Here is a 22680-nt window from a genome sequence, read left to right as displayed (position 1 = left end):
CTTAAGTGTTACAGTGCTCTAGGCAAACGCTACAAATTAAGGCATATAACTTGCTTGGAATTGGCGCTCCGGCGCCCTTCGTGTAGTGGATGGCGCATGCGCGCCGGCGAATAAGGTATTAAGCCCCAGCCATGAAACCATCGCTCGTCCTAAAAATGGGCCAGCAACTGACGATGACCCCGCAGTTGCAACAGGCCATTCGTCTGCTTCAGCTCTCGACCCTGGACCTCCAGCAGGAAATCCAGGAAGCGCTGGAATCCAATCCGATGCTCGAACGCCAGGAAGACGGCGAAGACTTCGACAACAGCGACCCGATGGCGGACAACGCCGACAGCAAGCCGGCCGCCGAAGCCCTCGACAGCAACTTCCAGGACACCAGTTTCCAGGAGAGCAGCGCCTCTGCCGAGAACCTCGAGGAAGGCGAATGGAACGAGCGCATCCCTAATGAACTGCCGGTCGACACGGCCTGGGAAGACATCTACCAGACCAGCGCCAGCAGCCTGCCCAGCAATGACGATGACGAGTGGGACTTCACCACCCGCACCTCCGTCGGCGAGAGCCTGCAGAGCCATCTGCTGTGGCAACTGAACCTGGCGCCGATGTCCGACACCGATCGGCTGATCGCCGTGACCCTGATCGACAGCATCAACCAGCAGGGCTATCTGGAAGACACCCTCGAAGAGATCTGCGCCGGTTTCGACCCGGAGCTGGACATCGAGCTGGACGAGGTCGAAGCCGTCCTGCACCGCATCCAGCAGTTCGAACCGGCCGGTGTCGGCGCGCGCAACCTGGGCGAGTGCCTGCTCCTGCAACTGCGCCAGCTGCCCGCCAGCACGCCGTGGATGGCCGAAGCCCAGCGCCTGGTCACCGACTACATCGACCTGCTCGGCAGCCGTGACTACAGCCAGCTGATGCGCCGCATGAAGCTCAAGGAAGATGACCTGCGCCAGATCATCGAGCTGGTGCAGAGCCTCAACCCGCGTCCAGGCTCACAGATCGAGTCGAGCGAGCCCGAGTACGTGGTGCCCGACGTCATCGTGCGCAAGGACAGCGAGCGCTGGCTGGTCGAGCTCAACCAGGAGGCGATCCCGCGGTTGCGGGTCAACCCGCAGTACGCCGGGTTCGTCCGTCGCGCCGACACCAGTGCCGACAACACCTTCATGCGCAACCAGTTGCAGGAGGCGCGCTGGTTCATCAAGAGCCTGCAAAGCCGCAACGAGACGCTGATGAAGGTCGCCACGCAGATCGTCGAGCACCAGCGGGGCTTCCTCGACCACGGTGACGAGGCGATGAAGCCGCTGGTCCTGCATGACATCGCCGAAGCGGTAGGCATGCACGAGTCGACCATTTCGCGGGTGACCACCCAGAAATACATGCACACGCCTCGCGGCATCTACGAACTGAAATACTTTTTCTCGAGCCATGTGAGCACCGCGGAAGGCGGCGAATGCTCGTCCACGGCGATCCGCGCGATCATCAAGAAACTGGTTGGTGCGGAAAATCAGAAAAAGCCATTGAGTGACAGCAAGATCGCTGGTTTACTGGAGGCACAAGGCATCCAGGTAGCCCGTCGCACCGTCGCCAAGTACCGCGAGTCGCTCGGCATCGCACCGTCGAGTGAACGCAAGCGACTGATGTAGCCCCAGGATGTGCCACAGCGTTTTTGTGGCAGGTGCAACACCTGCCTCTTTATGCACGGGCAACAAAGGAGAAGCTGTATGCAAGTCAACATCAGTGGACACCATGTAGAAGTCACCGACCCTCTGCGTACCTATGTGCTTGAAAAGCTCGACAGGGTCGCAGGACACTTCGACAAGATCACCAACGTGCAGGTCATCCTGAAAGTCGAGAAGTTGCAGCAGAAGGTCGAAGCGACCGTGCAGATTCCCGGCGGCGAAGTGGTTGCCAATGCCGAAGACCAAGACATGTATGCAGCGATCGATGCCCTGGCCGACAAGCTCGACCGCCAACTGAAAAAACACAAGGAAAAACAGCAAAGCCTGCTGCAAGGTGCGGCTGCCCGCTGAACCCCCTCATCCATGATCCGACTTGAAACCATCCTGACCCCCGGCCGTTCCCTGGTGAACGTGCCGGGCGTCAGCAGTAAAAAACGCGCTTTGGAAACCATTGCCGCAGCGGTCCACCGCGAAGTCCCCGAGCTCGATGAGCAAGACCTCTTCGAGAAGCTGATCGCCCGCGAAAAACTGGGCTCCACCGGGTTTGGCAATGGCATCGCGATTCCGCATTGCCGCCTCAAGGGCTGCGAGAATCCGGTCAGCGCCCTGCTCCACCTCGCTGCCCCCATCGATTTCGACGCCATCGACGGCGCGCCCGTGGACTTGCTGTTCGTCCTGCTGGTGCCAGAAGCCGCCACCGATGCCCACCTTGAACTGCTCCGCCAGATCGCCAGCATGCTCGATCGCAAGGAAGTCCGTGATCGTCTGCGCGCAGCGAGCAGCAGCGAAGCCTTGTACCAAGTCGTCCTGGACGTACAGAACGGGAGCTGAACATGCGCCTGATCATCGTCAGCGGCCGCTCCGGCTCCGGCAAGAGCACCGCCCTTGCCGTACTGGAAGACAACGGCTACTACTGCATCGACAACCTGCCGGCCGGGCTGCTGCCGCAGCTGGCTGAAAATGCGCTGATCAATACCGAGCTGATGCAACCCAAGGTTGCCGTGTCGATCGACGCGCGCAACCTGCCCAGCCATCTGTCGCGCTTCCCGGAGCTGCTGGAAGACGCGCGCTCGCGGCATATCCAGTGCGACGTGCTGTACCTGGATGCTGACGAAGACACCCTGCTCAAGCGTTTTTCCGAAACGCGCCGGCGCCACCCGCTGACCAACGCCAATCGCTCGCTCGCCGAAGCGATCCGCGTCGAAAGTGACCTGCTGGGTCCGATCGCCGACCTCGCCGACCTGAAGATCGATACCACCAACCTCAACCTCTATCAGTTGCGGGACTCGATCAAGCTGCGCCTGCTCAACCAGCCTGAGCCGGGCACCGCGTTCCTGGTCGAGTCGTTTGGCTTCAAGCGTGGCATGCCGGTCGATGCCGACCTGGTGTTCGATGTGCGCTGCCTGCCCAACCCCTACTGGAAGCCCGAGCTGCGCGAGCACTCCGGCCTCGAGCAGCCGGTGATCGACTACCTGGCGGCCCAGCCGGACGTCGAGGAGATGTACCAGGACATCTCGAGTTACCTGCTCAAGTGGCTGCCGCGTTTTGCCGCCAGCAACCGCGCCTATGTCACTATCGCCATTGGTTGTACTGGCGGCCACCACCGCTCGGTGTACCTGACCGAACGCCTTGGCCAGTCGCTGCAGCAATCCCTGAAAAACGTCCAGGTCCGCCACCGCGACCTCTAGCCCACAGGATCCACCCCACGATGCCCGCCCGCGAAATCACCATCATCAACAAGCTGGGTCTGCATGCCCGGGCGGCTGCCAAGTTCGTCGGCGTGGCCGGGCGCTTCCCCTGCCAGGTGAGGGTCGGCCGCGCGCCGGACAAACTGGTCGATGGCAAGAGCATCATGGCCGTGATGATGCTCGCGGCCGGCAAGGGCACCCAGGTGCACCTGCACACCGAGGGCGAGCAGGATCATGACGCCCTGGAGGCGTTGGTGGCGCTGATCAACAACTACTTCGACGAAGGCGAGTAAAGCTCGCCTTTCGCATCAGGCGCATCAGGACATCGCTGTATCCATCACCATCATCAAGCAGAAGCCGACACACAACCCCAGGCTCGCCAAGCGATGATGGCCATTGCTGCGTGACTCCGGGATGATCTCCTGGGTCACCACCAACAGCATTGCCCCTGCTGCGCAGGCGAGGCCCAACGGCAACAGCAACTCTGCGACGTTGACCAGCCAGGCGCACACCACGGCGGCTAGCGGCTCGACCAGGCCCGACGCGGCGCCGATCATAAACGCCTTGAAGCGTGACATCCCCGCCCCTGCCAGCACCAGCGCGATCACCAGGCCTTCTGGTACGTCCTGCAAGGCGATGCCCATGGCCAGGCTGTCGGCGTCCGGCATGCCGCCGCCCGCCGACACGCCAATGGCCATGCCTTCGGGAATGTTGTGGGCAATGATGGCAATCACGAACAGCCAGATCCGCGCGGCGATCACCGGCTGATTATCGGAGCCGACCAGGGCCTCTGGCGACGCGCCCGACACCTTGAGGTCCACCAGGAACAGGCACAAGGCGCCGAACAACAGGCCGAAACTGATCACGCCACCGGCGCCCCAAGGGCTGAAGCCGATGGCCTGGGCCGCATCCAGCCCCGGCATGATCAATGAAAACGCCGTGGCCGCCAGCATCACGCCGGCACCAAAGCCGAGCAACGTGTCGGCCAGGGCGACCGGCATGTTGCGGATCACCAACACCGGTACCGCGCCCAGCGCCGTGCCCAATGCGCACAATGCACCGCCCTCGAGGGCGCGCAGCATGCGGGGCTCCAGGTCCAGCCAGTCGATCGCGCGCGTCACCAGCAGCGCGGTACCGACCAGCAACAGCAAAGTCCCGAGCGCCAGCCGAAACAGGCGCACACTGCCGACCGACATCACCTCAGCGCGCATACCGGGTCGACTCACTTGAGGGCTTGATGGTATCGACGTTCGACTTCGGCCCAATCGACCACGTTATAGAACGCCCCGATGTATTCCGGACGACGGTTCTGGTACTTCAGGTAGTAGGCGTGCTCCCACACGTCCAGGCCCAGGATCGGCGTGTTTCCGTGCATCAAGGGGCTGTCCTGGTTACCGCTGCTCTCGACCACCAGCTTGCCCTCGGGGGTAACGCTGAGCCAGGCCCAGCCACTGCCGAAGCGGGTCAGCGCCGCCTTGGTGAAGGCATCCTTGAACGCGTCGAAACCACCCAGCTCGGCGTCGATGGCCTTGGCTACATCGCCGTGTGGCAGACCGCCGCCCTTGGGCGCCATGACGGTCCAGAACAGCGTGTGGTTGGCGTGACCGCCGCCCTGGTTGATCACCGCGCCTTGCAGTTTCTCCGGCAGTTGCTTGACCGCACCCACCAGTTTTTCCACCGACCAGTCGGCCCATTCGGTGCCTTCGATGGCGGCATTGAGGTTGTTGATGTAGGTCTGGTGGTGCTTGCTGTGGTGGATTTCCATGGTCTGGGCATCGATGTGCGGTTCCAGCGCATCGTAGGCGTAAGGCAGTGCAGGCAAGGTATGAGGCATGTCAGTGGATTCCGTAGGCGTGTGGGCGAGCAGCGGCGTCCGGCTGGGTGGCCAGTTCGCTCGTCTCAGGGGCATTGCGGTTGAGCAGGCGTTCGGTACGCGGGTACTGGCCGTACTCGGCGATGAAACTCAACAGCTCGGTATAGGTGCGCGCACTGTGGCGCAGCGCCGCTTCACGCAGCGGCTGCGCCAGGCGTGGCTCCTGGCTGGCCTGGAGTAACCGCTGGTGAGCGGCGCACAGGTAGTCGGCGCTTTCGTGCGGCTGGTTCAGGCGCAGGTGCAGGTCGGCCAGGTTGTGGTGGGCGATGACAAAAGCGGCGACCGCTTCGTCGACGTCATGCCAGCGCTCGAACAGCACCTGGGCCAGGGCCAGGGCTTGCAGGTAATGTTCCCGGGCATCGACCAGCTCGCCCTGTTCGAACAGGCGGTTGGCGTTATCCGTGGTGCGTTTCCAGTGCTGCATGACGTGCCTCCTGGGCGGCTCTGGATCAGATGCCGCCGGCGGTGAGTTTTTCCGGGTCGAGCAGCGCTTCCAGCTGATCGCGCGACAGGTCGGTGTGCTCCAGCGCCACGTCGATGATCGGCCGGCCTTGCTTGTAGGCGGTCTTGGCGATCTCGGCGGCTTTCAGGTAACCGATGATCGGGTTCAGCGCGGTGACCAGGATCGGGTTGCGCGACAGGGCTTCCTTGAGCTTGGCGTCATTGACCTTGAAGCTGGCGATGGCCTTGTCGGCGAGCAGGCGGCTGACATTGGCCATCAGCTCGATGCTTTCCAGCAGGTTGCGGGCGATTACCGGCAGCATCACGTTCAGCTCGAAGTTGCCCGACTGGCCGGCAATGGCGATGGTGGCGTCGTTGCCGATCACCTGGGCAGCAACCATGGCGGTGGCTTCCGGGATCACCGGGTTGACCTTGCCCGGCATGATCGAGGAGCCCGGCTGCAGCGCCTCCAGCTCGATCTCACCCAGGCCGGCCAGCGGGCCGGAGTTCATCCAGCGCAGATCGTTGGCGATCTTGGTCAGGGCCACTGCGGTGGTCTTGAGCTGGCCAGACAGCGCCACGGCGGTGTCCTGCGAGCCGATCAGGGCGAACAGGTTGTCACCCGGGGTGAACGCGAGCTGGGTCAGCCCGCTGAGCTGGCGGGCAAAACCGGCAGCGAACTGCGGGTGGGCGTTGATCCCGGTGCCTACCGCGGTGCCGCCCTGGGCCAGAGCCTGCAGGCTCGGCAGGGTTGCTTCGATGTGCGCACGGGCAGCCTTGACCTGCGCCGCCCAGCCACCGAGGACCTGGCTCATGCGCACAGGCATGGCGTCCATCAGGTGGGTGCGGCCGGTCTTGACGTACTGATGGACTTCAACGGCCTTGGTGTCGATCACCTGGATCAGGTGGCCCAGCGCTGGCAGCAATTGCTCGTGCACGGCCAACGCGGCGCTGACGTGGATGGTGGTCGGGATGATGTCGTTGCTGCTCTGGCCGCAATTGACGTGGTCGTTGGCATTGACCGGTTCGCCGAGCACGCGGCTGGCCAGGGTGGCGATCACCTCGTTGGCGTTCATGTTCGAACTGGTGCCGGAGCCGGTCTGGTAGACATCCACCGGGAAGTGCTGGATGAAGTCCTCGGCCAGCAGTTGCTCCACGGCCTTGACGATGGCCTGGCCCTGGTCGGCGGTGATCTGCTCGAGCTCGACGTTGGCCTTGGCCGCCGCCGCCTTGGCCAGCAGCAGTGCGCGGATGAACTGGGCCGGCATGCGCTGGCCGCTGATCGGAAAGTTGTCGACCGCGCGTTGGGTCTGAGCGCCGTACAGGGCCTGGGCCGGCACCTGCAGTTCACCCATGCTGTCACGCTCGATACGGGTATTACTCATGATCAATTCCTTGCATCAGTTCATCGGGAGAAATCGAAGGCAGCAGCACGCAATTGGCGAGCTGCAGGGCATATGGCTGCCAGCGCTGGTTGTTCTCGCGGCGGTCGAGGTTGCGCAGGTCGAGCAACGGCCGCCAGGCCTGGTCCAGGCACTGGCAGCGCCAGTGCCACGGCAGCATGCGGTCGCAGGCGGTATCCAGCAGCAGGCGGAACGAGGTCAGGGCCACTGTCCAGGGCGAGCTCTCGGTGCAGCACACCAGGTAGCGCCCTTCGGCCAGGTAGTGCTCGATCAGGCGCGGCTCGTCGGGCTCGAGGGCGCAGCGGATGCGCCGGCTGAGCCAGCGCCAGTTTTCCAGGTAGGGCAACTCATGGAGGACGGGTTTCATGAACATCATCGCTGGTGACTGGATAATGATATTCATTATTAAGTGATAAATAGAATCACTTCAAGAAAAAAGGACAAACAAAAACCCGGCGCGATGGCCGGGTCTTCTGGTTCATGCAGCATCCTGGGCTGAGTTCAGCTCCCTGCTACGGTCATCCGCTCGATCAGCACCGAGCCGCTGTGGATATTGCTGCGGGTCTCGATATCGCTGCCGATCGCTACGATCTGCTGGAACATGTCTTTCATATTGCCGGCGATCGTCACCTCTTGAACCGGGAACTGGATCTCGCCATTCTCGACCCAGAAGCCCGCCGCGCCGCGCGAGTAATCCCCGGTCACCATGTTCAAGCCATGCCCCATCAGCTCGGTCACCAGCAGGCCGCGGCCCATCTGCTTGATCAGCGCCGCCTGGTCTTCGTCGCCATGGGTGACGAACAGGTTGTGCACGCCACCGGAGTTGGCCGTGCTCGGCAGGCCCAGCTTGCGCCCGGAGTAGGTACCCAGCAGGTAGGACACCAGCTGACCTTTGTCGACGAACGGCTTGGCGTAGGTCGCCAGGCCATCACCGTCGAACGAGGCACTGCCCAGTGCACGCGCCAGGTGCGGACGCTCGTCCAGGGTCAGCCAGGACGGGAACAGCTGCTGGCCAATGGCGCCATCGAGGAACGACGACTTGCGGTACAGGTTGCCACCGGAGATCGCCCCCAGGAAGCTGCCGAACAGCCCGCCCGCCAGCTCTGCGGAGAACAGCACCGGCACCTCGCAGGTCGGAACCGGGCGCGCGCCCAGGCGACTGGCGGCGCGCTGCGCGGCGCGCAGGCCGATGCTGCGTGGGTCGGCCAGCAGTTCGCCCTGGCGATTGACGTCGTACCAGTAGTCACGCTGCATCTGCCCGTCACCCTCGGCGATCATCACGCAGCTCAGGCTGTGCCGGGTCGATGCATAGCCACCGATGAAGCCGTGGCTGTTGCCGTATACGCGGCAACCCTGGTGGGTGTTGAGGGTGGTGCCGTCGGCGTTCTTGATCCGCGCGTCAGCGGCGAAGGCCGCCTCTTCGCAGGTCAGGGCCATCTCGATCGCCCGCTCGGGGTCGATGTTCCAGTCGTGATACAGGTCCAGCTCAGGCAGGTCGCGGGCCATCAGCGCCGCGTCGGCCAGGCCGGCGCATTCATCTTCGGAGGTGTGCTTGGCGATCGCCAGGGCGGCGGCAACGGTCTCGCGAATGGCGTCTGCGCCGCTCGCCGAGGTGCTCGCCGAGCCCTTGCGCTGGCCGACATAAAGGGTGATACCGAAGCCTTGGTCGCGGTTGAATTCGACCGTCTCGACCTCACGCTGGCGCACCGTGGTGGACAACCCCTGCTCCAGCGACACCGCCACCTCGCAAGCGCTGGCGCCTTGGCGGCGCGCCTCGGCGACGATCGCTTCGACTTGCTCCTGCAATACCGGCAGGTCCTTGGGGCCAATGCTCTGGACTGCACTCATGGTTTTCTCCACTCAAATTCTGCTTACGGCGAGGGTCATTCTACGACCGGGCCGGACAAGCGGCCCCCGACTGGTTATCATGGCGGCGTTTTCCAGCGGACTGCCACCATGGTTGATTCATACGACGACGCCTTCGACGGCGAAAAAAGCAAAACCCAGATCAAGCGCGAGCTTCTGGCCCTGGTCGAACTCGGCGAGCGCCTGACGACGCTCAAGGCCGATACCCTGGCCCGACTGCCCTTGACCGACCCCCTGCGCAAGGCGCTGGCCGATGCCAGCAAGCACACGGCGCACATCGCCCGCAAACGCCACATGTCGTTTGTCGGCAAGCTGATGCGCGATCAGGACGTTGACGCCATCAACGCGGTGATCGAGCAACTCGACAGCTCCACCCGTCAGTACAACGAGCGCTTCCACGGCCTCGAGCGCTGGCGCGACCGTTTGGTCGACGGCAATGACGAGGACCTCGAGCGGTTTGTCCAGGAATACCCTGAGACCGACCGTCAGCACCTGCGCTCGCTGATCCGTCATGCCCAGCACGAGAAGGCCCGGGACAAACCGCCAGCCGCCTCGCGCAAGATCTTCAAGTACATTCGTGACCTGGACGAAACCCAGCGCGGCTTGCGCTGAGTTGCGCCCTTTGGGGCTGCCCCGCAGCCCCAGAAATCACCCGCCGGTACCGCCCACGGTAATCGCATCGAGTTTCAGCGTCGGCTGCCCAACGCCGACCGGCACTGACTGACCGTCCTTGCCACACGTCCCCACGCCACTGTCCAGCGCCAGGTCGTTGCCGACCATCGACACCCGGCTCATCGCCTCCGGCCCATTGCCGATCAACGTTGCGCCCTTGACCGGTGCGGTGATCTTGCCGTCTTCGATCAGGTACGCCTCGCTGGTGGAGAAGACGAACTTGCCGCTGGTGATGTCGACCTGACCACCGCCCAGGTTGGCGCAATAAATGCCCTTTTTCACCGACGCGATGATCTCGGCCGGGTCGCTTTCACCGGCACGCATGTAGGTGTTGGTCATGCGCGGCATCGGCAGGTGCGCGTAGGACTCGCGACGGCCATTGCCGGTCACCGCCATGCCCATCAGGCGTGCGTTGAGCTTGTCCTGCATGTAGCCCTTGAGGATGCCGTTCTCGATCAGCGTGGTGCATTCGGTCGGGGTGCCTTCGTCGTCGACGCTGAGCGAGCCCCGGCGGCCTTCGAGGGTGCCGTCATCGACGATGGTGCACAGGCTCGAGGCGACCTTCTGGCCGATCTGGCCGCTGTAGGCCGAGCTGCCCTTGCGGTTGAAGTCGCCTTCCAGGCCGTGGCCGACCGCTTCGTGCAGCAGCACCCCGGACCAGCCCGGGCCGAGGACCACCGGCAGGGTACCGGCCGGCGCCGGCTTAGCGTCGAGGTTGACCAGCGCCTGGCGCAAGGCTTCACGGGCATAGCCCATCACCCGCTCTTCGCTGAAGAAGCGGTAGTCGGTACGCCCGCCACCGCCTTGCCCGCCACGCTCGCGGCGGCCGTCCTTCTCGACGATGACACTGACGTTGAAGCGCACCAGCGGGCGCACGTCGGCGGCCAGGCTGCCATCGGCGGCGGCGATCAGGATGCGCTCCCAGACCCCGGCCATGCTCACGCTGACCTGCTGGATGCGTGGATCGAGGGCGCGGGTGGCGACATCGACACGCTTGAGCAGCTCGACTTTTTCGGCGCGGCTGAGCACGTCCAGGGGGTTGTCCGGCGCATACAAGGCCGTCACGTCCTGGCTGCGGAAGGCCTGCACGGTGCCGTTCTGGCCAGCGCGGGAAATCGAGCGGGCGGCGCGCGCTGCCGAGGTCAGGGCCTCGAGGTTGATTGCGTTGCTGTAGGCAAAGCCGGTCTTCTCGCCGGACAGCGCGCGGACGCCCACGCCCTGGTCGAGGTTGAAGCTGCCTTCCTTGACGATGCCGTCCTCCAGCGCCCAGGTTTCCGAGATCTGGCCCTGGAAATACAGGTCGGCGGCATCGATGCCGGGGCCCGCCAACTCGCCCAGCACAGCCTGCAGGCTGTCCAGGGTCAGTCCGCCCGGGGCCAGGAGCTGTTCACTGACGGTGGATAACATCTGGCTCATAGTCACTCCGAGGTGTGCGCAGGCCGCAAGGCGTCCTGCGAGAAAAAGCGCCGGTGCTCTATCACCGGCATCCGCGCCCGTATGGACGCTTGTTCAGCCGTGTCACGCTCGGCCAGCAGGACCGCTTCGCCACTTGCCTGTTCAGCGATGATTCGCCCCCAGGGGTCGACGATCGCCGCATGGCCGTGGGTTTCCCGCGGGCCCGGATGGGTACCGCCCTGCGCCGCGGCGAGCAGGTAGCACTGGGTTTCGATGGCCCGCGCGCGAACCAATACTTCCCAGTGCGCCGCGCCGGTCACGGCGGTAAACGCCGCCGGTGCACTGATCAGCTCGGCCCCGGCCGCGCGCAGGGCGCTGTACAGCTCGGGGAAGCGCAGGTCATAGCACACCGACAACCCCAGGCGGCCCACCGGGGTATCCGCCACCACCACCTGGCCGCCGTGGGCAAAGTCATCGGACTCACGGTAACGCCCGCGAGTGTCCGCCACGTCGACGTCGAACAGGTGCAGCTTGTCGTACCGCGCCGCCACCTGGCCATCCGCGTCGATCAGCAGCGAGCAGGCATGGGCCTTGGCCTCGGGCTGGTCGACCGGCGGCAGGGGCAAGGTGCCGGCGACTATCCATAATCTGAGGTCGCGGGCAGTGCGTTTCAACCAGGGCAGGATCGGCCCTTCGCCCCGTGCCTCGGCGCGACCGATGGCGGCCGCGTCCCGGCGGCCCATGGCCGCGAAGTTTTCTGGCAGCACCGCCAGCCGTGCGCCGCCCGCGGCGGCTTGCTCAAGCAGCGCGCCAGCGCGCTGCAGGTTGGCCAGCACATCGTCCTGGCTGACCATCTGAATCACCGCTGACTTCATCACTGCTCCTAGCGAGATTTTTCGAAAGGTTTCACAAAGGTGATCTTAGGCTCTTTCCATGGGCCTTCGACCCGATAATGCACGCTGGCGAAGCGCGAGACCCGGTCGCCGATCAACCGATCGACCAGGAACAGCGCGCCACCAATGGCCGGGGCACCGACGATGAGTGCCGCCAAGGGCAGGTTGTTGGTCACCGGCAGGCTCACCTGCAGGTTGGCAGCGACCCGGTCGCGAACCATGTCCAGGGTTCCGTCGAGCTCGAAGTTGCTCGACGGGCCGGTGACGGTGATCGGCTCACGGGTGACATACACCCCTTCACTGCCGACCAGCAGGCCCTTGACTCGATCATAGGCCAAGCCTTTGTCGAACAGGTCGGAAAAGTCCAGGCGCAGGCGCCGGCCGATCGAGTTGAAGTTGAGCAGGCCGAATACCCGCAGGGCCTGGGCGCTGCCTTCGACCTCGACGAACTGGCCAGTGCGCAGGGCGGCATCGAGGCTGCCGGAGAAGCGCTGGACGCCGACCGCGGCCGGCGAACCTGGCCACCGGCCATCGACGTCGAGGCGGAAGTCGCGGCTGGTGACCGTCGGCGCAAAGCCGAACGACTTGAGCACGTCCGCCAGGTTCTTGCCCTCCAGCCGGCCTTTGTACCAACTGGCGGTGGTGCCCGGCTCGCCTTCCCAGCCCCCACTGCCGTCGATGTGCAGGCCCTTGATATCCAGGTCGATGTCGTCGAACGACACCCCGCGAGGGGTCGGCCGCAGCTTCAGCGCCAGGCTGCCGAACAGGTCGTCCCCGCGGTACAGCTTGTCGATGGTCAGATCCAGCGCGGGCGCCTTGCGCGGGTCGAACGTGGCCAACGGGTCGGGGGCGTTTTCATTCTGGGCCTGGGCAGGATCCGCCGGCGGCAGGCGCAGCGCCTGCAACTTCACCACCATGGCCTGCGCCTTGGCGTCGGGGATGCGTGCGTTGCCGATGACTTCACGGCTGTCCAGGCGCAGATCCCAGGCACTTGCGCTGCGGGCCAGACGTACCACCGCCTGGTTCAGGTCCATGCCGTAGGCCTTGAGCTGGCCAATGCTCAGGTCGACCCCTTGCAGGTTCTGCCGAGCGCTGCCGCCTGGGTCTTGCCCGGCAAACCGTTGTGCCTGCTGCTGCCAGGGTTCGAGGTCCAGCGTGTCCAGTCGGCCGCGCACGCGCAGGCCCTGGCCACCGGGCACCTGTGCTTCACCACTGCCCAGCAGCAACTCGCCGCGACCCTGGGTCAGCTTGTCGGCGGGCGCGGCGTAGGCGAACCGGGCAAGGTCGGTGTAGGCGGCATCGAAGCGCCGCTCGGTGCCCTTGAGGGTCATGCCGAAGCGGCTGTCGCGGGTCTCTTGGGCCGCCTTGCCAAACGGTGCCGGCAAGTCGATCGCCAGGCCTTTGAGCGACGAGTCGACCGTCAGCCGGTTGTCGCGGCTGCCAAGGCTCAACTGCAGTTGGTAAGGCAGCTCGCCGCTGGCGGGCAGCGTCTGCTTGAACTGCAACCAATCGGTCAGGGCGCTGAGCGCGACGCGCCCCGAGGCATTGATCCGCGTCTGCATCTGCCCTGACTGGCCTTCGGCGAAGATCTGCGCGCTGACCGGCTTGCCGAACGCCTGCAGGGTGATGCCCTTGGCGCTCAGGCCTTTGTCCAGGTCGAAGCTGAAATCGCCCTTGAGCTTGTTCAGCTCCAGGGTCGGCGGTGCCACTTTCAGGCGCGCGTCGGCGGTGGCGAAATCCACCCGCACCTTGGGACGTTCGCCTTGGGCGAGGGGGACATCCAGGTCGACCTTGCCCTTGAGTGGGCCCTCGCCCTCCCAGCCGGCAAAGATCTCGCCAGTGCCGATCGGCGCCTGCTGGAGGATCTTCAAGCCGTCCTCCAGGCCACCCTCGAAGTCGCCTCGCAGGTACAGGTGGCTGTGCTGGCCGGCGTCGACATGCGGAATGTCGACGCTGACATCGCTGACCCGGGTGTCGAGCAGCAGCCCACGCTGGGCCTTGATGCGCACGCCACTGTCTTCGATCAGCACATCACCGGCCACCTGTTGCACCTGGGGCCAGCCCGGCTGGAAGTCGAGCGCCGCATCGCGCACCTTGAAGAACAGGCTGATGCTGCGCGACTCGGGGCTTGCACCGTGGTTCAGCGAACCCTGGTACTGGAAGTAGCCCTCATCGACGGTGCCCTTGACGATGGCCGTGCGCAGCCATTCGTCGAGCCCCGGGCTGAGCACTTCCGGCAGGTACTTGGCGGTGTAGCGGCCGTCGCCTTCGGTGAGGCCGACGCGCAGGTCCATGTAGCTCTCGCTGCCAGGCTCGAACAGCAGGCGGATAAGGAAGTCGCCGGCGATCTTGCCTTCCTCGCCCAGCACCTTGAGGTACGGCGCGATCAGGGTGAACCCTTGCTTGTCGAGCCGCCAGGTCAAGGTCGCGTTGGCTTTCTGGTAGTGCCAGGGTTTGGCGAAGATCGGGTACAGGTGGAGCATGAACGCGTCGGTGTCCAGGCGCAGTTCACCGTGGCCCAGATCGCCGCCGATGCTGCCGCTGACATTTCCGGCGGCAGGTGCGCCATGGTAGGCGTCAAAGCCGACCCGCTCGAGGTTGGCGGCAAACTTCAGGCGCTGGTCACCTTCGGCCTTGGGCCGGACGTCGAGGCTGATATTGCGCAGCGCGCCAGTGACGTTGAGGCCGTCGACCACCGCCATGAGTTTGTCCGGCAGCGGCGCCAGGGCCTGGATCAGTGGCGTCAACGGGGTCAGGTCGAGGCGGTCGGCCTGGACCTGCCAGGTCTCCTCGGCGGGTGTCTGGCCGAGGTGCTGTCGCGCCTGCAGGTGGGTTTCCCAGCGGACCTTGCCGATGCTCGCCGCCAGCGAGTCGAGCACCACCGCATAGCCGTCCTTGCCGCGCTGCACCCAGGCCGACAGCGCCAGGTTGTCCAGGCTGACCGCCTTGCGCTCGGCGTAGGCGCCGCGCAGCTGCGGGGCATTCAGGCGGACCACCGCCTGCTGCAACTGGCCCTTGCGCCAGTCGACCCAGAATTCACCCCCGGCGCGCAGCGATTCGGCCTGCCACCGCCCCAGCAGGCGCGGCGGCAACCAGCGCGCCCAGTCGCTTTGCGGCAAACTCAGGTAACCCTGCAGCGAGGCCTCGCGCCAGGCATCGGCCGTGGCCCGGCTGCGCAGGTTGACCGCCAGCGGCTGGCCGTCCGGGAGGGTCGCGCGCAGGTCGATGGCCTGGCGTGAGGCACCCGCCTGCAGGCCAAGGCTGACGTAGGTCAGGGTAAGCGGGTCGCGCTGCCAGGGCTGAAGGGTGACCTGGCTGTCGAACACATCGATCCGGCCCAGCTGCTGCAGGCGTTGCAGCGCCTGGGCCGGGTCCAGCGGGCTGTCATCCTTGTGCGGCAACCCTTCGAGCGCCCAGGCGCCGTGTTCATCTTCACGTGCGATCAGTTGCAGGCCGCCCAGCTGGATCCGTGCCAGGCGCACCTCGCGGGCCTTCAGGCTCGCCCACAGGTCTGGCACCACCTTGACGTCGTCCAGGCGCAGGGCATCAGCGCCCTCGCCCACCTGCAGGTCGCGCACCCGCAACACAGGCGCCAGGCCGCTCCAGCGGCCTTCGAGGGCGCCGACATGCACGGGCAGGCCCAAGGCCTGCTCGGCCTTGCTCTGCACCTCGGCACGGTATTCGGCCACCAGCGGCACCAGTTGCCGACCGAGGCTGACATACAGCGCCACCAGCACGGCCAGCAGCGCGCAGAGGCCCAGGCCCCAGCGGGTCAAGGCACTCAGAACGCGGGTCAGACGTCCCATGGCCATGGCCCTCCAAGTCGTGCCTTAACTATGGCCCGAAGCGAGGGTTTCGCCAGCCGGCGACGGGGTTCAGAACGCGTCAGAGCAGCACCACATCGTATTGTTCCTGGGAGTACATGGACTCGACCTGGAAGCGAATGGTTCGACCGATGAAGGTTTCCAGCTCGGCGACATTGCCGGACTCTTCATCCAGCAGGCGGTCGACCACCTTCTGGTTGGCCAGCACCCGATAGCCCTCGGCCTGGTAGGCACGTGCCTCGCGGAGGATCTCGCGGAAAATCTCGTAGCAGATGGTTTCCGGGGTTTTCAGCTTGCCTCGACCCTGGCAGCCGGCGCACGGCTCGCAGAGCACCTGTTCGAGGCTCTCGCGGGTGCGCTTGCGGGTCATCTGCACCAGGCCCAGCTCGGTGATGCCGATGATGTTGGTCTTGGCGTGATCACGCTCCAGCTGTTTTTCCAGCGTGCGCAGGACCTGGCGCTGGTGCTCTTCGTCTTCCATGTCGATGAAGTCGATGATGATGATCCCGCCGATGTTGCGCAGGCGCAGCTGGCGAGCGATCGCGGTGGCCGCCTCGAGGTTGGTCTTGAAGATGGTCTCTTCGAGGTTGCGATGGCCGACGAAGGCGCCGGTGTTGACGTCGATGGTGGTCATCGCCTCGGCCGGGTCGACCACCAGGTAGCCGCCGGACTTGAGCGGTACCTTGCGCTCGAGCGCGCGCTGGATCTCGTCCTCGACGCCGTACAGGTCGAAGATCGGCCGCTCGCCCGGGTAATGCTCCAGGCGATCGGCGATTTCCGGCATCAGCTCGCCGACGAACTGCGTGGTTTTCTGGAAGGTCTCCCGCGAGTCGATGCGGATCTTCTCGATCTTGTGGTTGACCAGGTCGCGCAGGGTGCGAAGGGCCAGGCCGAGGTCCTCGTAGATCACCGTTGGCGCACCGCAGGTCTGGATCTGGCTGGCAATCTGCTCCCACAGCCGGCGCAGGTAGCGAATGTCCTGGAGGATGTCTTCCTGGCGGGCGCCCTCGGCGGCCGTGCGCAGGATGAAACCACCGACGTCCTTGATGTTCTCCTGCTCGACGCAGTTGCTGACGACCTGCTTGAGGCGCTCGCGCTCGGCTTCGTCCTCGATCTTCAGGGAAATCCCGACATGGCGGCTGCGCGGCATGTACACCAGGTAGCGCGACGGAATCGACAGCTGGGTGGTCAGGCGCGCGCCCTTGGTACCGATCGGGTCCTTGGTCACCTGCACCACCAGCGCCTGGCCTTCGTGCACCAGGGCTGTGATGGTTTCTACCGCCGAACCTTCGCGCTGGGAAATCTCCGACGCATGGATGAACGCGGCGCGCTCCAGGCCGATGTCGACGAACGCCGCCTGCATGCCGGGCAGTACCCGCACCACCTTGCCTTTGTAGATGTTGCCGACGATGCCGCGGCGCAAGGTGCGCTCGACGTGCACCTCCTGCAGGACACCGTTTTCCACCACTGCCACGCGCGATTCCATCGGGGTGATGTTGATCAGGATCTCTTCACTCATGGCAGGCTCTCATCAAAGGTCTGGGGTAATCATGGATCGCTGACCGATCTCTGGCTAGCGCGGTGTTCAATCCTCTGCCTGGGCCGCTGGCGGCTGCCAGCAGGCAATGCCGAACTGGCCGAGCAGTTCGGCCGTTTCGCTCAGTGGCAAACCGACCACGGCCGAGTAACTGCCGGCCAGCGCGCTGACGAACACCGCGCCCAGGCCCTGGATGGCATAACCGCCGGCTTTGTCCAGCGGTTCGCCGCTGGCCCAGTAGCGGGCGGCTTCATCGGCACCGATGGCGCGAAAGCGCACGTTGCTGGCCACGCACAGGCTTTGCCAGCGCTGGCCGTCGTTCAAGGCAACCGCAGTGAGTACCTGGTGCTCGCGACCGGACAGCGCGGCAAGCATCGCCAAGGCATGTTCGCGGCTCTCGGGCTTGCCGAGGATCTGGCCATCGAGCACCACGGCGGTGTCGGCACCCAGCACCACGCCCGAGCCCGACAGCTGGCCACGGCCAGCCGCCGCCTTGGCTTCGGCCAGACGCAGCACGTACGCCTCGGCGGGTTCGCCAGGCAGCGGGGTTTCATCGATGGGGGCACTGAGCGGGGTGAACGGCACGCCGATCTGGGTGAGCAATTCACGCCGGCGCGGCGAGCCTGAGGCAAGGTACAGCAGGTTCATGTGGACATTTCCCTGTCAGTCGCGGCGGTGCCGGTCAGTTGATGTGCAGGCGTCGGCGCAGGTCGCGCAGGGCGAAGCTGATCCACGGCCAGAGCAAGGCACTGATCACCGCCGACCAGACCAGCGCCAGGGTCGGCAGGCGATTGCCGGTAAGGGCGCTGAGCCACAGCTGGATCAACTGGGCAATGCCGAAGATCACCAGGATCACCAGGCTCTGCTGCCACAAGGGGAACATCCGCAGGCGCTGCTGCAGCGACAGCACCAGGAAGGTAATCAGGGTCAGGATCAGCGCGTTCTGCCCAAGCAGGGTGCCATACAACACGTCTTCGGCCAGGCCGAGGACGAACGCGGTGGTCATGCCGACCTTGTTCGGCACTGCCAGCGCCCAGAACGACACCAGCATGGCCAGCCACATCGGCCGGAACACTTCCATGAACTGCGGCATCGGCGACACGCTGAGCAACAGGCCGATGACGAACGTCAGCCAGATGACCCAACCGTTCTTGCTGCGCGAACTGGCCATCATTGCCTCCGGGGTTGGCTCGGCGCCGCGGGCGCCGCTGCCGGGTTGACGGGGGCCGCGCCCTGGGGAGCGGGCGGTGCGGCGGGCGTTGCTGCAGGTGCGGCAGCGGCCGGGGTGGCAGTACCCGCCGGCGCGACAACGGGCGCGGCCTGCTCGGCCCCGCTCGGCAGGACGCTGGTGCCTTTGCGGTCGGCTTCTTCCTGGGCGATCGCGGCCTCGGTGGCGCGCTGCTCCGGGGTCCGCCGGTCACTGAACACCAACAGCATGTAGCGGCTGCGGTTGAGCGCGGCCGTCGGGATCGCCCGGACAATCGCGAACGGCTGGCCCGAGTCATGGATCACTTCGTTGACCGTCGCCACCGGGTAACCAGCCGGGAAGCGCTGGCCCATGCCCGAGCTCACCAGCAGGTCGCCTTCCTTGACGTCGGCGGTGTCGGCCACATGACGCAGCTCGAGGCGCTCCGGGTTGCCGGTACCACTGGCAATCGCGCGCAGGCCGTTGCGGTTGACCTGCACCGGAATGCTGTGGGTGGTGTCGGTCAGCAGCAGGACCCGCGAGGTGTACGGCATCAGCTCGACCACCTGGCCCATCAGGCCACGGGCATCGAGCACCGGCTGGCCGAGGAACACGCCATCACGCTCACCCTTGTTGATCAGGATACGGTGGGTGAACGGGTTGGGATCGACGCCGATCAGCTCGGCCACCTCGACCTTCTCGTTGACCAGCGCCGACGAGTTGAGCAGCTCGCGCAGGCGCACGTTCTGCTCGGTCAGGGCCGCCAGCTTCTGCAGGCGCCCCTGCAGCAACAGGGTCTCGGTCTTGAGTTTTTCGTTCTCGGCGGCAAGCTCGGTGCGGCTGCCAAACTGGCTGGCGACCCCTTGCCACAGGCGCTGCGGCAGGTCAGTGAGCCAATACGACTCCATCAGCACCAGGCCCATCTGGCTGCGCACCGGCTTGAGCAAGGCAAAGCGCGAGTCGACCACCATCAGCGCGACCGACAGGACCACCAGCACGAGCAGACGAACGCCCAGCGAAGGGCCCTTGGAGAAAAGCGGTTTAATGGGCCGTTCCTCGTGGACGACGATTCAGGTGGTCATGGGACATGGAGCGATCGACCAGCCTGCTGCGGGTTGACGGAAACAGCGCCCAACGGACGCCAGCCCAGCGCATACAGGTAGCACTGCGCGTGCCACCTGTAAACCGGGCGATCATTACCGGACGCGGGACAGCGCCATGGATCACTCGCTGGAAAGCAAGTCCATGGCGTGTTTGTCCATCATCTCCAGGGCGCGACCGCCGCCACGGGCGACACAGGTCAGCGGGTCTTCGGCGACGATCACCGGCAGGCCGGTTTCCTGGGCCAGCAGCTTGTCGAGGTCGCGCAGCAAGGCGCCACCACCGGTCAGTACCAGGCCACGCTCGGCGATGTCCGAGGCCAGCTCCGGCGGCGACTGCTCCAGCGCGCTCTTGACCGCCTGGACGATGGTCGCCAGGGATTCCTGCAGGGCTTCGAGCACTTCGTTGGAGTTGAGGGTGAAGGCACGTGGCACGCCCTCGGCCAGGTTACGGCCGCGCACGTCGACTTCACGGACTTCGCCACCTGGGTAGGCGGTGCCGATTTCCTGCTTGATGCGCTCGGCGGTGGACTCGCCGATCAGGCTGCCGTAGTTACGGCGTACGTAGGTCACGATCGCTTCGTCGAAGCGGTCGCCGCCCACACGCACGGATTCGGCGTAGACCACACCGTTGAGCGAGATCAGCGCGATTTCAGTGGTACCACCACCGATATCGACGACCATCGAGCCACGGGCTTCTTCGACCGGCAGGCCGGCACCGATCGCAGCGGCCATCGGCTCTTCGATCAGGAACACTTCACGGGCACCGGCGCCAAGGGCCGATTCACGGATGGCACGGCGCTCGACCTGGGTCGATTTGCACGGCACGCAGATCAGCACGCGAGGGCTGGGCTGCAGGAAGCTGTTTTCGTGGACCTTGTTGATGAAGTACTGCAACATTTTTTCACAAACGCTGAAGTCGGCAATCACGCCATCCTTCATCGGACGAATGGCAGCAATGTTGCCGGGCGTACGGCCCAGCATGCGTTTGGCTTCGGTACCGACGGCGACGACGCTTTTCTGGTTGCCGTGGGTACGGATGGCAACAACCGAGGGCTCATTCAGGACGATACCGCGCTCACGCACGTAAATAAGGGTGTTGGCAGTACCCAGGTCGATGGAGAGATCGCTGGAAAACATGCCACGCAGTTTCTTGAACATGGGAAAGTGACCCTGGGGAAAGCGTGGGTAAAAAAGTGCGGCAAACTCTAACAATGGCAGGGATTTTGGGCAAGGAGCCAATATGTTAAATTGGCAGTTTTTCCGAGCAAGCCTGCAGATGATCGCGGTGTATGACCGCCAAAATGCCGGCATGTTCCTCATCACGGAACTAATCCGATTCCGTTTCTCTGGAGATCCCCAATGGCGCTGCAACGCTCCGACGTGGAAAAGATCGCCCATCTGGCCCGACTGGGGCTCAATGAAGGCGAACTGCCACGCATCACCGACGCCTTGAACAGTATTCTCGGGCTGGTCGACCAGATGCAAGCCGTCGACACCGACGGTATCGAACCCCTGGCCCACCCGCTGGAGGCCAGCCAACGCCTGCGCCCCGACCAGGTCACTGAGCGCAATCAGCGCGATACCTATCAGGCCATCGCCCCGTCGACCGAAAACGGTCTGTACCTGGTTCCGAAAGTCATCGAGTAAGGGATAGCACCTGCCATGCATCAATTGACCCTGGCCGAGATCGCCCGCGGACTCGCCGACAAGTCGTTTTCCTCCGAAGAGCTGACCGGCGCCCTGCTGGCGCGGATCAAGCAACTCGACCCGCAACTGAACAGCTTCATCAGCGTCACCGAGGATCTGGCCCTGGGCCAGGCCCGTGCCGCCGACGCCCGTCGCGCCGCTGGCGAGGCCGGTGCGCTGCTCGGTGCGCCGATCGCCCACAAGGACCTGTTCTGCACCAACGGCGTACGCACCAGCTGCGGCTCGAAGATGCTCGACAGCTTCAAGGCGCCGTATGACGCCACCGTGGTCGCCAAGCTGGCCGACGCCGGCATGGTCACCCTGGGCAAGACCAACATGGACGAGTTCGCCATGGGTTCGGCCAACGAATCCAGCCACTATGGCGCGGTGAAGAACCCGTGGAACCTCGAGCACGTCCCAGGCGGCTCCTCCGGGGGTTCTGCCGCGGCCGTGGCCGCGCGCCTGCTGCCGGCCGCCACGGGCACCGACACCGGTGGCTCGATCCGCCAGCCGGCGGCGCTGACCAACCTCACCGGCCTCAAGCCGACGTACGGCCGCGTCTCGCGCTGGGGCATGATCGCCTACGCCTCGAGCCTCGACCAGGGCGGGCCGATGGCGCGCACCGCTGAAGACTGCGCCCTGCTCCTGCAAGGCATGGCCGGCTTCGACAACAAAGACTCGACCAGCATCGACGAGCCGGTGCCTGACTACAGCGCCAACCTCAATGCGCCGCTGCAAGGCCTGCGCATCGGCCTGCCGAAGGAGTACTTCGGCGCCGGCCTCGACCCGCGCATCGCCGACCTGGTCCAGGCCAGCGTCAAGGAGCTGCAACAGCTCGGCGCGGTGATCAAGGAAATCAGCCTGCCGAACATGCAGCACGCGATCCCGGCGTACTACGTGATCGCCCCGGCCGAGGCGTCTTCCAACCTGTCGCGTTTCGACGGCGTGCGCTTCGGCCATCGCTGCGAAAACCCGAAAGACCTCACCGACCTGTACAAGCGTTCGCGCGGTGAAGGCTTCGGCACCGAGGTGCAGCGGCGTATCATGGTCGGCACCTACGCGCTGTCGGCCGGTTACTACGATGCCTACTACCTCAAGGCGCAAAAGATCCGTCGGCTGATCAAGAACGACTTCATGGCTGCCTTCGAGCAGGTCGATGTGATCCTCGGCCCAACCACGCCGAACCCGGCCTGGAAGCTCGGCGCCAAGAGCAGCGACCCGGTCGCCGCCTACCTTGAAGACGTCTACACCATCACCGCCAACCTGGCCGGCCTGCCCGGCCTGTCGATGCCGGCCGGCTTCGTCGAAGGCCTGCCGGTGGGCGTGCAACTGCTGGCGCCGTACTTCCAGGAAGGCCGCCTGCTCAACGTCGCGCACCGCTACCAGCAAGTGACCGACTGGCACACCCGCGCCCCTAACGGCTTCTGAGGAGTTCAC

Annotated in this window: 22 protein-coding genes; 8 read left to right on the top strand and 14 right to left on the bottom strand. The window is 65.0% G+C overall.

Going from position 1 to position 22680, the window contains the following annotated elements; all coding sequences use genetic code 11:
• Nucleotides 1–131 precede the first annotated feature (131 nt).
• From CCOS865_RS23835 to CCOS865_RS23815, 5 genes are all read left to right on the top strand, one after another.
• The gene (locus CCOS865_RS23835) at nucleotides 132–1640 is read left to right on the top strand and encodes an RNA polymerase factor sigma-54 (protein WP_119145489.1); all 1509 of its coding nucleotides are present in this window, start codon (nucleotides 132–134) and stop codon (nucleotides 1638–1640) included.
• Nucleotides 1641–1718: 78 nt separating this feature from the next.
• Nucleotides 1719–2027 (top strand): ribosome hibernation-promoting factor, HPF/YfiA family, encoded by a 309-nt coding sequence (gene hpf / locus CCOS865_RS23830; RefSeq protein WP_119145487.1) that lies wholly within the window; start codon nucleotides 1719–1721, stop codon nucleotides 2025–2027.
• Nucleotides 2028–2039: 12 nt separating this feature from the next.
• Entirely contained in the window at nucleotides 2040–2507 is a 468-nt protein-coding gene (ptsN, locus tag CCOS865_RS23825) for a PTS IIA-like nitrogen regulatory protein PtsN (protein ID WP_119145485.1), read from the top strand.
• Nucleotides 2508–2509: 2 nt separating this feature from the next.
• Nucleotides 2510–3364: an RNase adapter RapZ gene (gene rapZ, locus CCOS865_RS23820; protein ID WP_119145483.1), complete on the top strand. Its 855-nt coding sequence runs from the start codon at nucleotides 2510–2512 to the stop codon at nucleotides 3362–3364.
• Between the two features lie 20 nt (nucleotides 3365–3384).
• Nucleotides 3385–3657, top strand: coding sequence for an HPr family phosphocarrier protein (locus tag CCOS865_RS23815; RefSeq protein ID WP_119145481.1), 273 nt, complete (start codon nucleotides 3385–3387; stop codon nucleotides 3655–3657).
• Nucleotides 3658–3681: 24 nt separating this feature from the next.
• On the opposite strand, the gene CCOS865_RS23810 is transcribed toward CCOS865_RS23815, so the two are convergent.
• The 6 genes from CCOS865_RS23810 to pmbA all read right to left on the bottom strand — a co-directional run bounded on the left by CCOS865_RS23810 (nucleotide 3682) and on the right by pmbA (nucleotide 8929).
• On the bottom strand, nucleotides 3682–4575 hold the full coding sequence (locus CCOS865_RS23810; protein WP_119145479.1) for a ZIP family metal transporter: 894 nt from the start codon (nucleotides 4573–4575) through the stop codon (nucleotides 3682–3684).
• A gap of 11 nt (nucleotides 4576–4586) precedes the next feature.
• Entirely contained in the window at nucleotides 4587–5198 is a 612-nt protein-coding gene (locus tag CCOS865_RS23805) for a superoxide dismutase (protein WP_119145477.1), read from the bottom strand.
• A gap of 1 nt (nucleotide 5199) precedes the next feature.
• On the bottom strand, nucleotides 5200–5661 hold the full coding sequence (locus CCOS865_RS23800; protein WP_119145475.1) for a hypothetical protein: 462 nt from the start codon (nucleotides 5659–5661) through the stop codon (nucleotides 5200–5202).
• 25 nt (nucleotides 5662–5686) lie between these two features.
• A complete protein-coding gene (fumC, locus tag CCOS865_RS23795; RefSeq protein WP_119145473.1) occupies nucleotides 5687–7063 on the bottom strand; it encodes a class II fumarate hydratase FumC in 1377 nt (458 codons plus the stop codon).
• Nucleotides 7056–7457 (bottom strand): FagA protein, encoded by a 402-nt coding sequence (locus CCOS865_RS23790; RefSeq protein WP_119145471.1) that lies wholly within the window; start codon nucleotides 7455–7457, stop codon nucleotides 7056–7058. The genes fumC and CCOS865_RS23790 overlap by 8 nt, the downstream gene beginning before the upstream one ends.
• Nucleotides 7458–7582: 125 nt before the next feature.
• Nucleotides 7583–8929 (bottom strand): metalloprotease PmbA, encoded by a 1347-nt coding sequence (gene pmbA / locus CCOS865_RS23785; RefSeq protein WP_119145469.1) that lies wholly within the window; start codon nucleotides 8927–8929, stop codon nucleotides 7583–7585.
• A 108-nt stretch (nucleotides 8930–9037) separates the two neighbouring features.
• On the opposite strand from pmbA, the gene yjgA reads away from it, so the two are divergent.
• Complete coding sequence (yjgA, locus tag CCOS865_RS23780; protein ID WP_119145467.1) at nucleotides 9038–9559, top strand: ribosome biogenesis factor YjgA; 522 nt, start codon at nucleotides 9038–9040, stop codon at nucleotides 9557–9559.
• A 36-nt stretch (nucleotides 9560–9595) separates the two neighbouring features.
• On the opposite strand, the gene tldD is transcribed toward yjgA, so the two are convergent.
• The 8 genes from tldD to mreB all read right to left on the bottom strand — a co-directional run bounded on the left by tldD (nucleotide 9596) and on the right by mreB (nucleotide 20715).
• Entirely contained in the window at nucleotides 9596–11035 is a 1440-nt protein-coding gene (tldD, locus tag CCOS865_RS23775; RefSeq protein ID WP_119145465.1) for a metalloprotease TldD, read from the bottom strand.
• Between the two features lie 2 nt (nucleotides 11036–11037).
• Entirely contained in the window at nucleotides 11038–11889 is an 852-nt protein-coding gene (locus CCOS865_RS23770) for a carbon-nitrogen hydrolase family protein (RefSeq protein WP_119145463.1), read from the bottom strand.
• Nucleotides 11890–11897: 8 nt separating this feature from the next.
• Nucleotides 11898–15719: a YhdP family protein gene (locus tag CCOS865_RS23765; RefSeq protein WP_119145461.1), complete on the bottom strand. Its 3822-nt coding sequence runs from the start codon at nucleotides 15717–15719 to the stop codon at nucleotides 11898–11900.
• A gap of 73 nt (nucleotides 15720–15792) precedes the next feature.
• The gene (gene rng / locus CCOS865_RS23760; RefSeq protein ID WP_119145459.1) at nucleotides 15793–17250 is read right to left on the bottom strand and encodes a ribonuclease G; all 1458 of its coding nucleotides are present in this window, start codon (nucleotides 17248–17250) and stop codon (nucleotides 15793–15795) included.
• A gap of 66 nt (nucleotides 17251–17316) precedes the next feature.
• Nucleotides 17317–17916, bottom strand: coding sequence for a Maf family protein (locus CCOS865_RS23755; protein ID WP_119145457.1), 600 nt, complete (start codon nucleotides 17914–17916; stop codon nucleotides 17317–17319).
• Between the two features lie 34 nt (nucleotides 17917–17950).
• Complete coding sequence (gene mreD / locus CCOS865_RS23750; protein ID WP_119145455.1) at nucleotides 17951–18439, bottom strand: rod shape-determining protein MreD; 489 nt, start codon at nucleotides 18437–18439, stop codon at nucleotides 17951–17953.
• Nucleotides 18439–19470 (bottom strand): rod shape-determining protein MreC, encoded by a 1032-nt coding sequence (gene mreC, locus CCOS865_RS23745; protein WP_244216173.1) that lies wholly within the window; start codon nucleotides 19468–19470, stop codon nucleotides 18439–18441. Before mreC ends, mreD begins: the two co-directional genes overlap by 1 nt.
• A 207-nt stretch (nucleotides 19471–19677) precedes the next feature.
• Nucleotides 19678–20715, bottom strand: a complete 1038-nt coding sequence (gene mreB / locus CCOS865_RS23740) for a rod shape-determining protein MreB (RefSeq protein ID WP_003255163.1) — start codon at nucleotides 20713–20715, stop codon at nucleotides 19678–19680.
• Between the two features lie 201 nt (nucleotides 20716–20916).
• On the opposite strand from mreB, the gene gatC reads away from it, so the two are divergent.
• Both gatC and gatA read left to right on the top strand, forming a co-directional pair.
• Nucleotides 20917–21204, top strand: a complete 288-nt coding sequence (gene gatC, locus CCOS865_RS23735) for an Asp-tRNA(Asn)/Glu-tRNA(Gln) amidotransferase subunit GatC (protein WP_119145451.1) — start codon at nucleotides 20917–20919, stop codon at nucleotides 21202–21204.
• A 15-nt stretch (nucleotides 21205–21219) separates the two neighbouring features.
• A complete protein-coding gene (gene gatA / locus CCOS865_RS23730; RefSeq protein WP_119145449.1) occupies nucleotides 21220–22671 on the top strand; it encodes an Asp-tRNA(Asn)/Glu-tRNA(Gln) amidotransferase subunit GatA in 1452 nt (483 codons plus the stop codon).
• Nucleotides 22672–22680: the final 9 nt, after the last annotated feature.

It is taken from the genome of Pseudomonas reidholzensis (assembly GCF_900536025.1).
GTDB classification, from domain to species: domain Bacteria; phylum Pseudomonadota; class Gammaproteobacteria; order Pseudomonadales; family Pseudomonadaceae; genus Aquipseudomonas; species Aquipseudomonas reidholzensis.
This window is presented reverse-complemented; position numbering and strand designations above follow the sequence as displayed.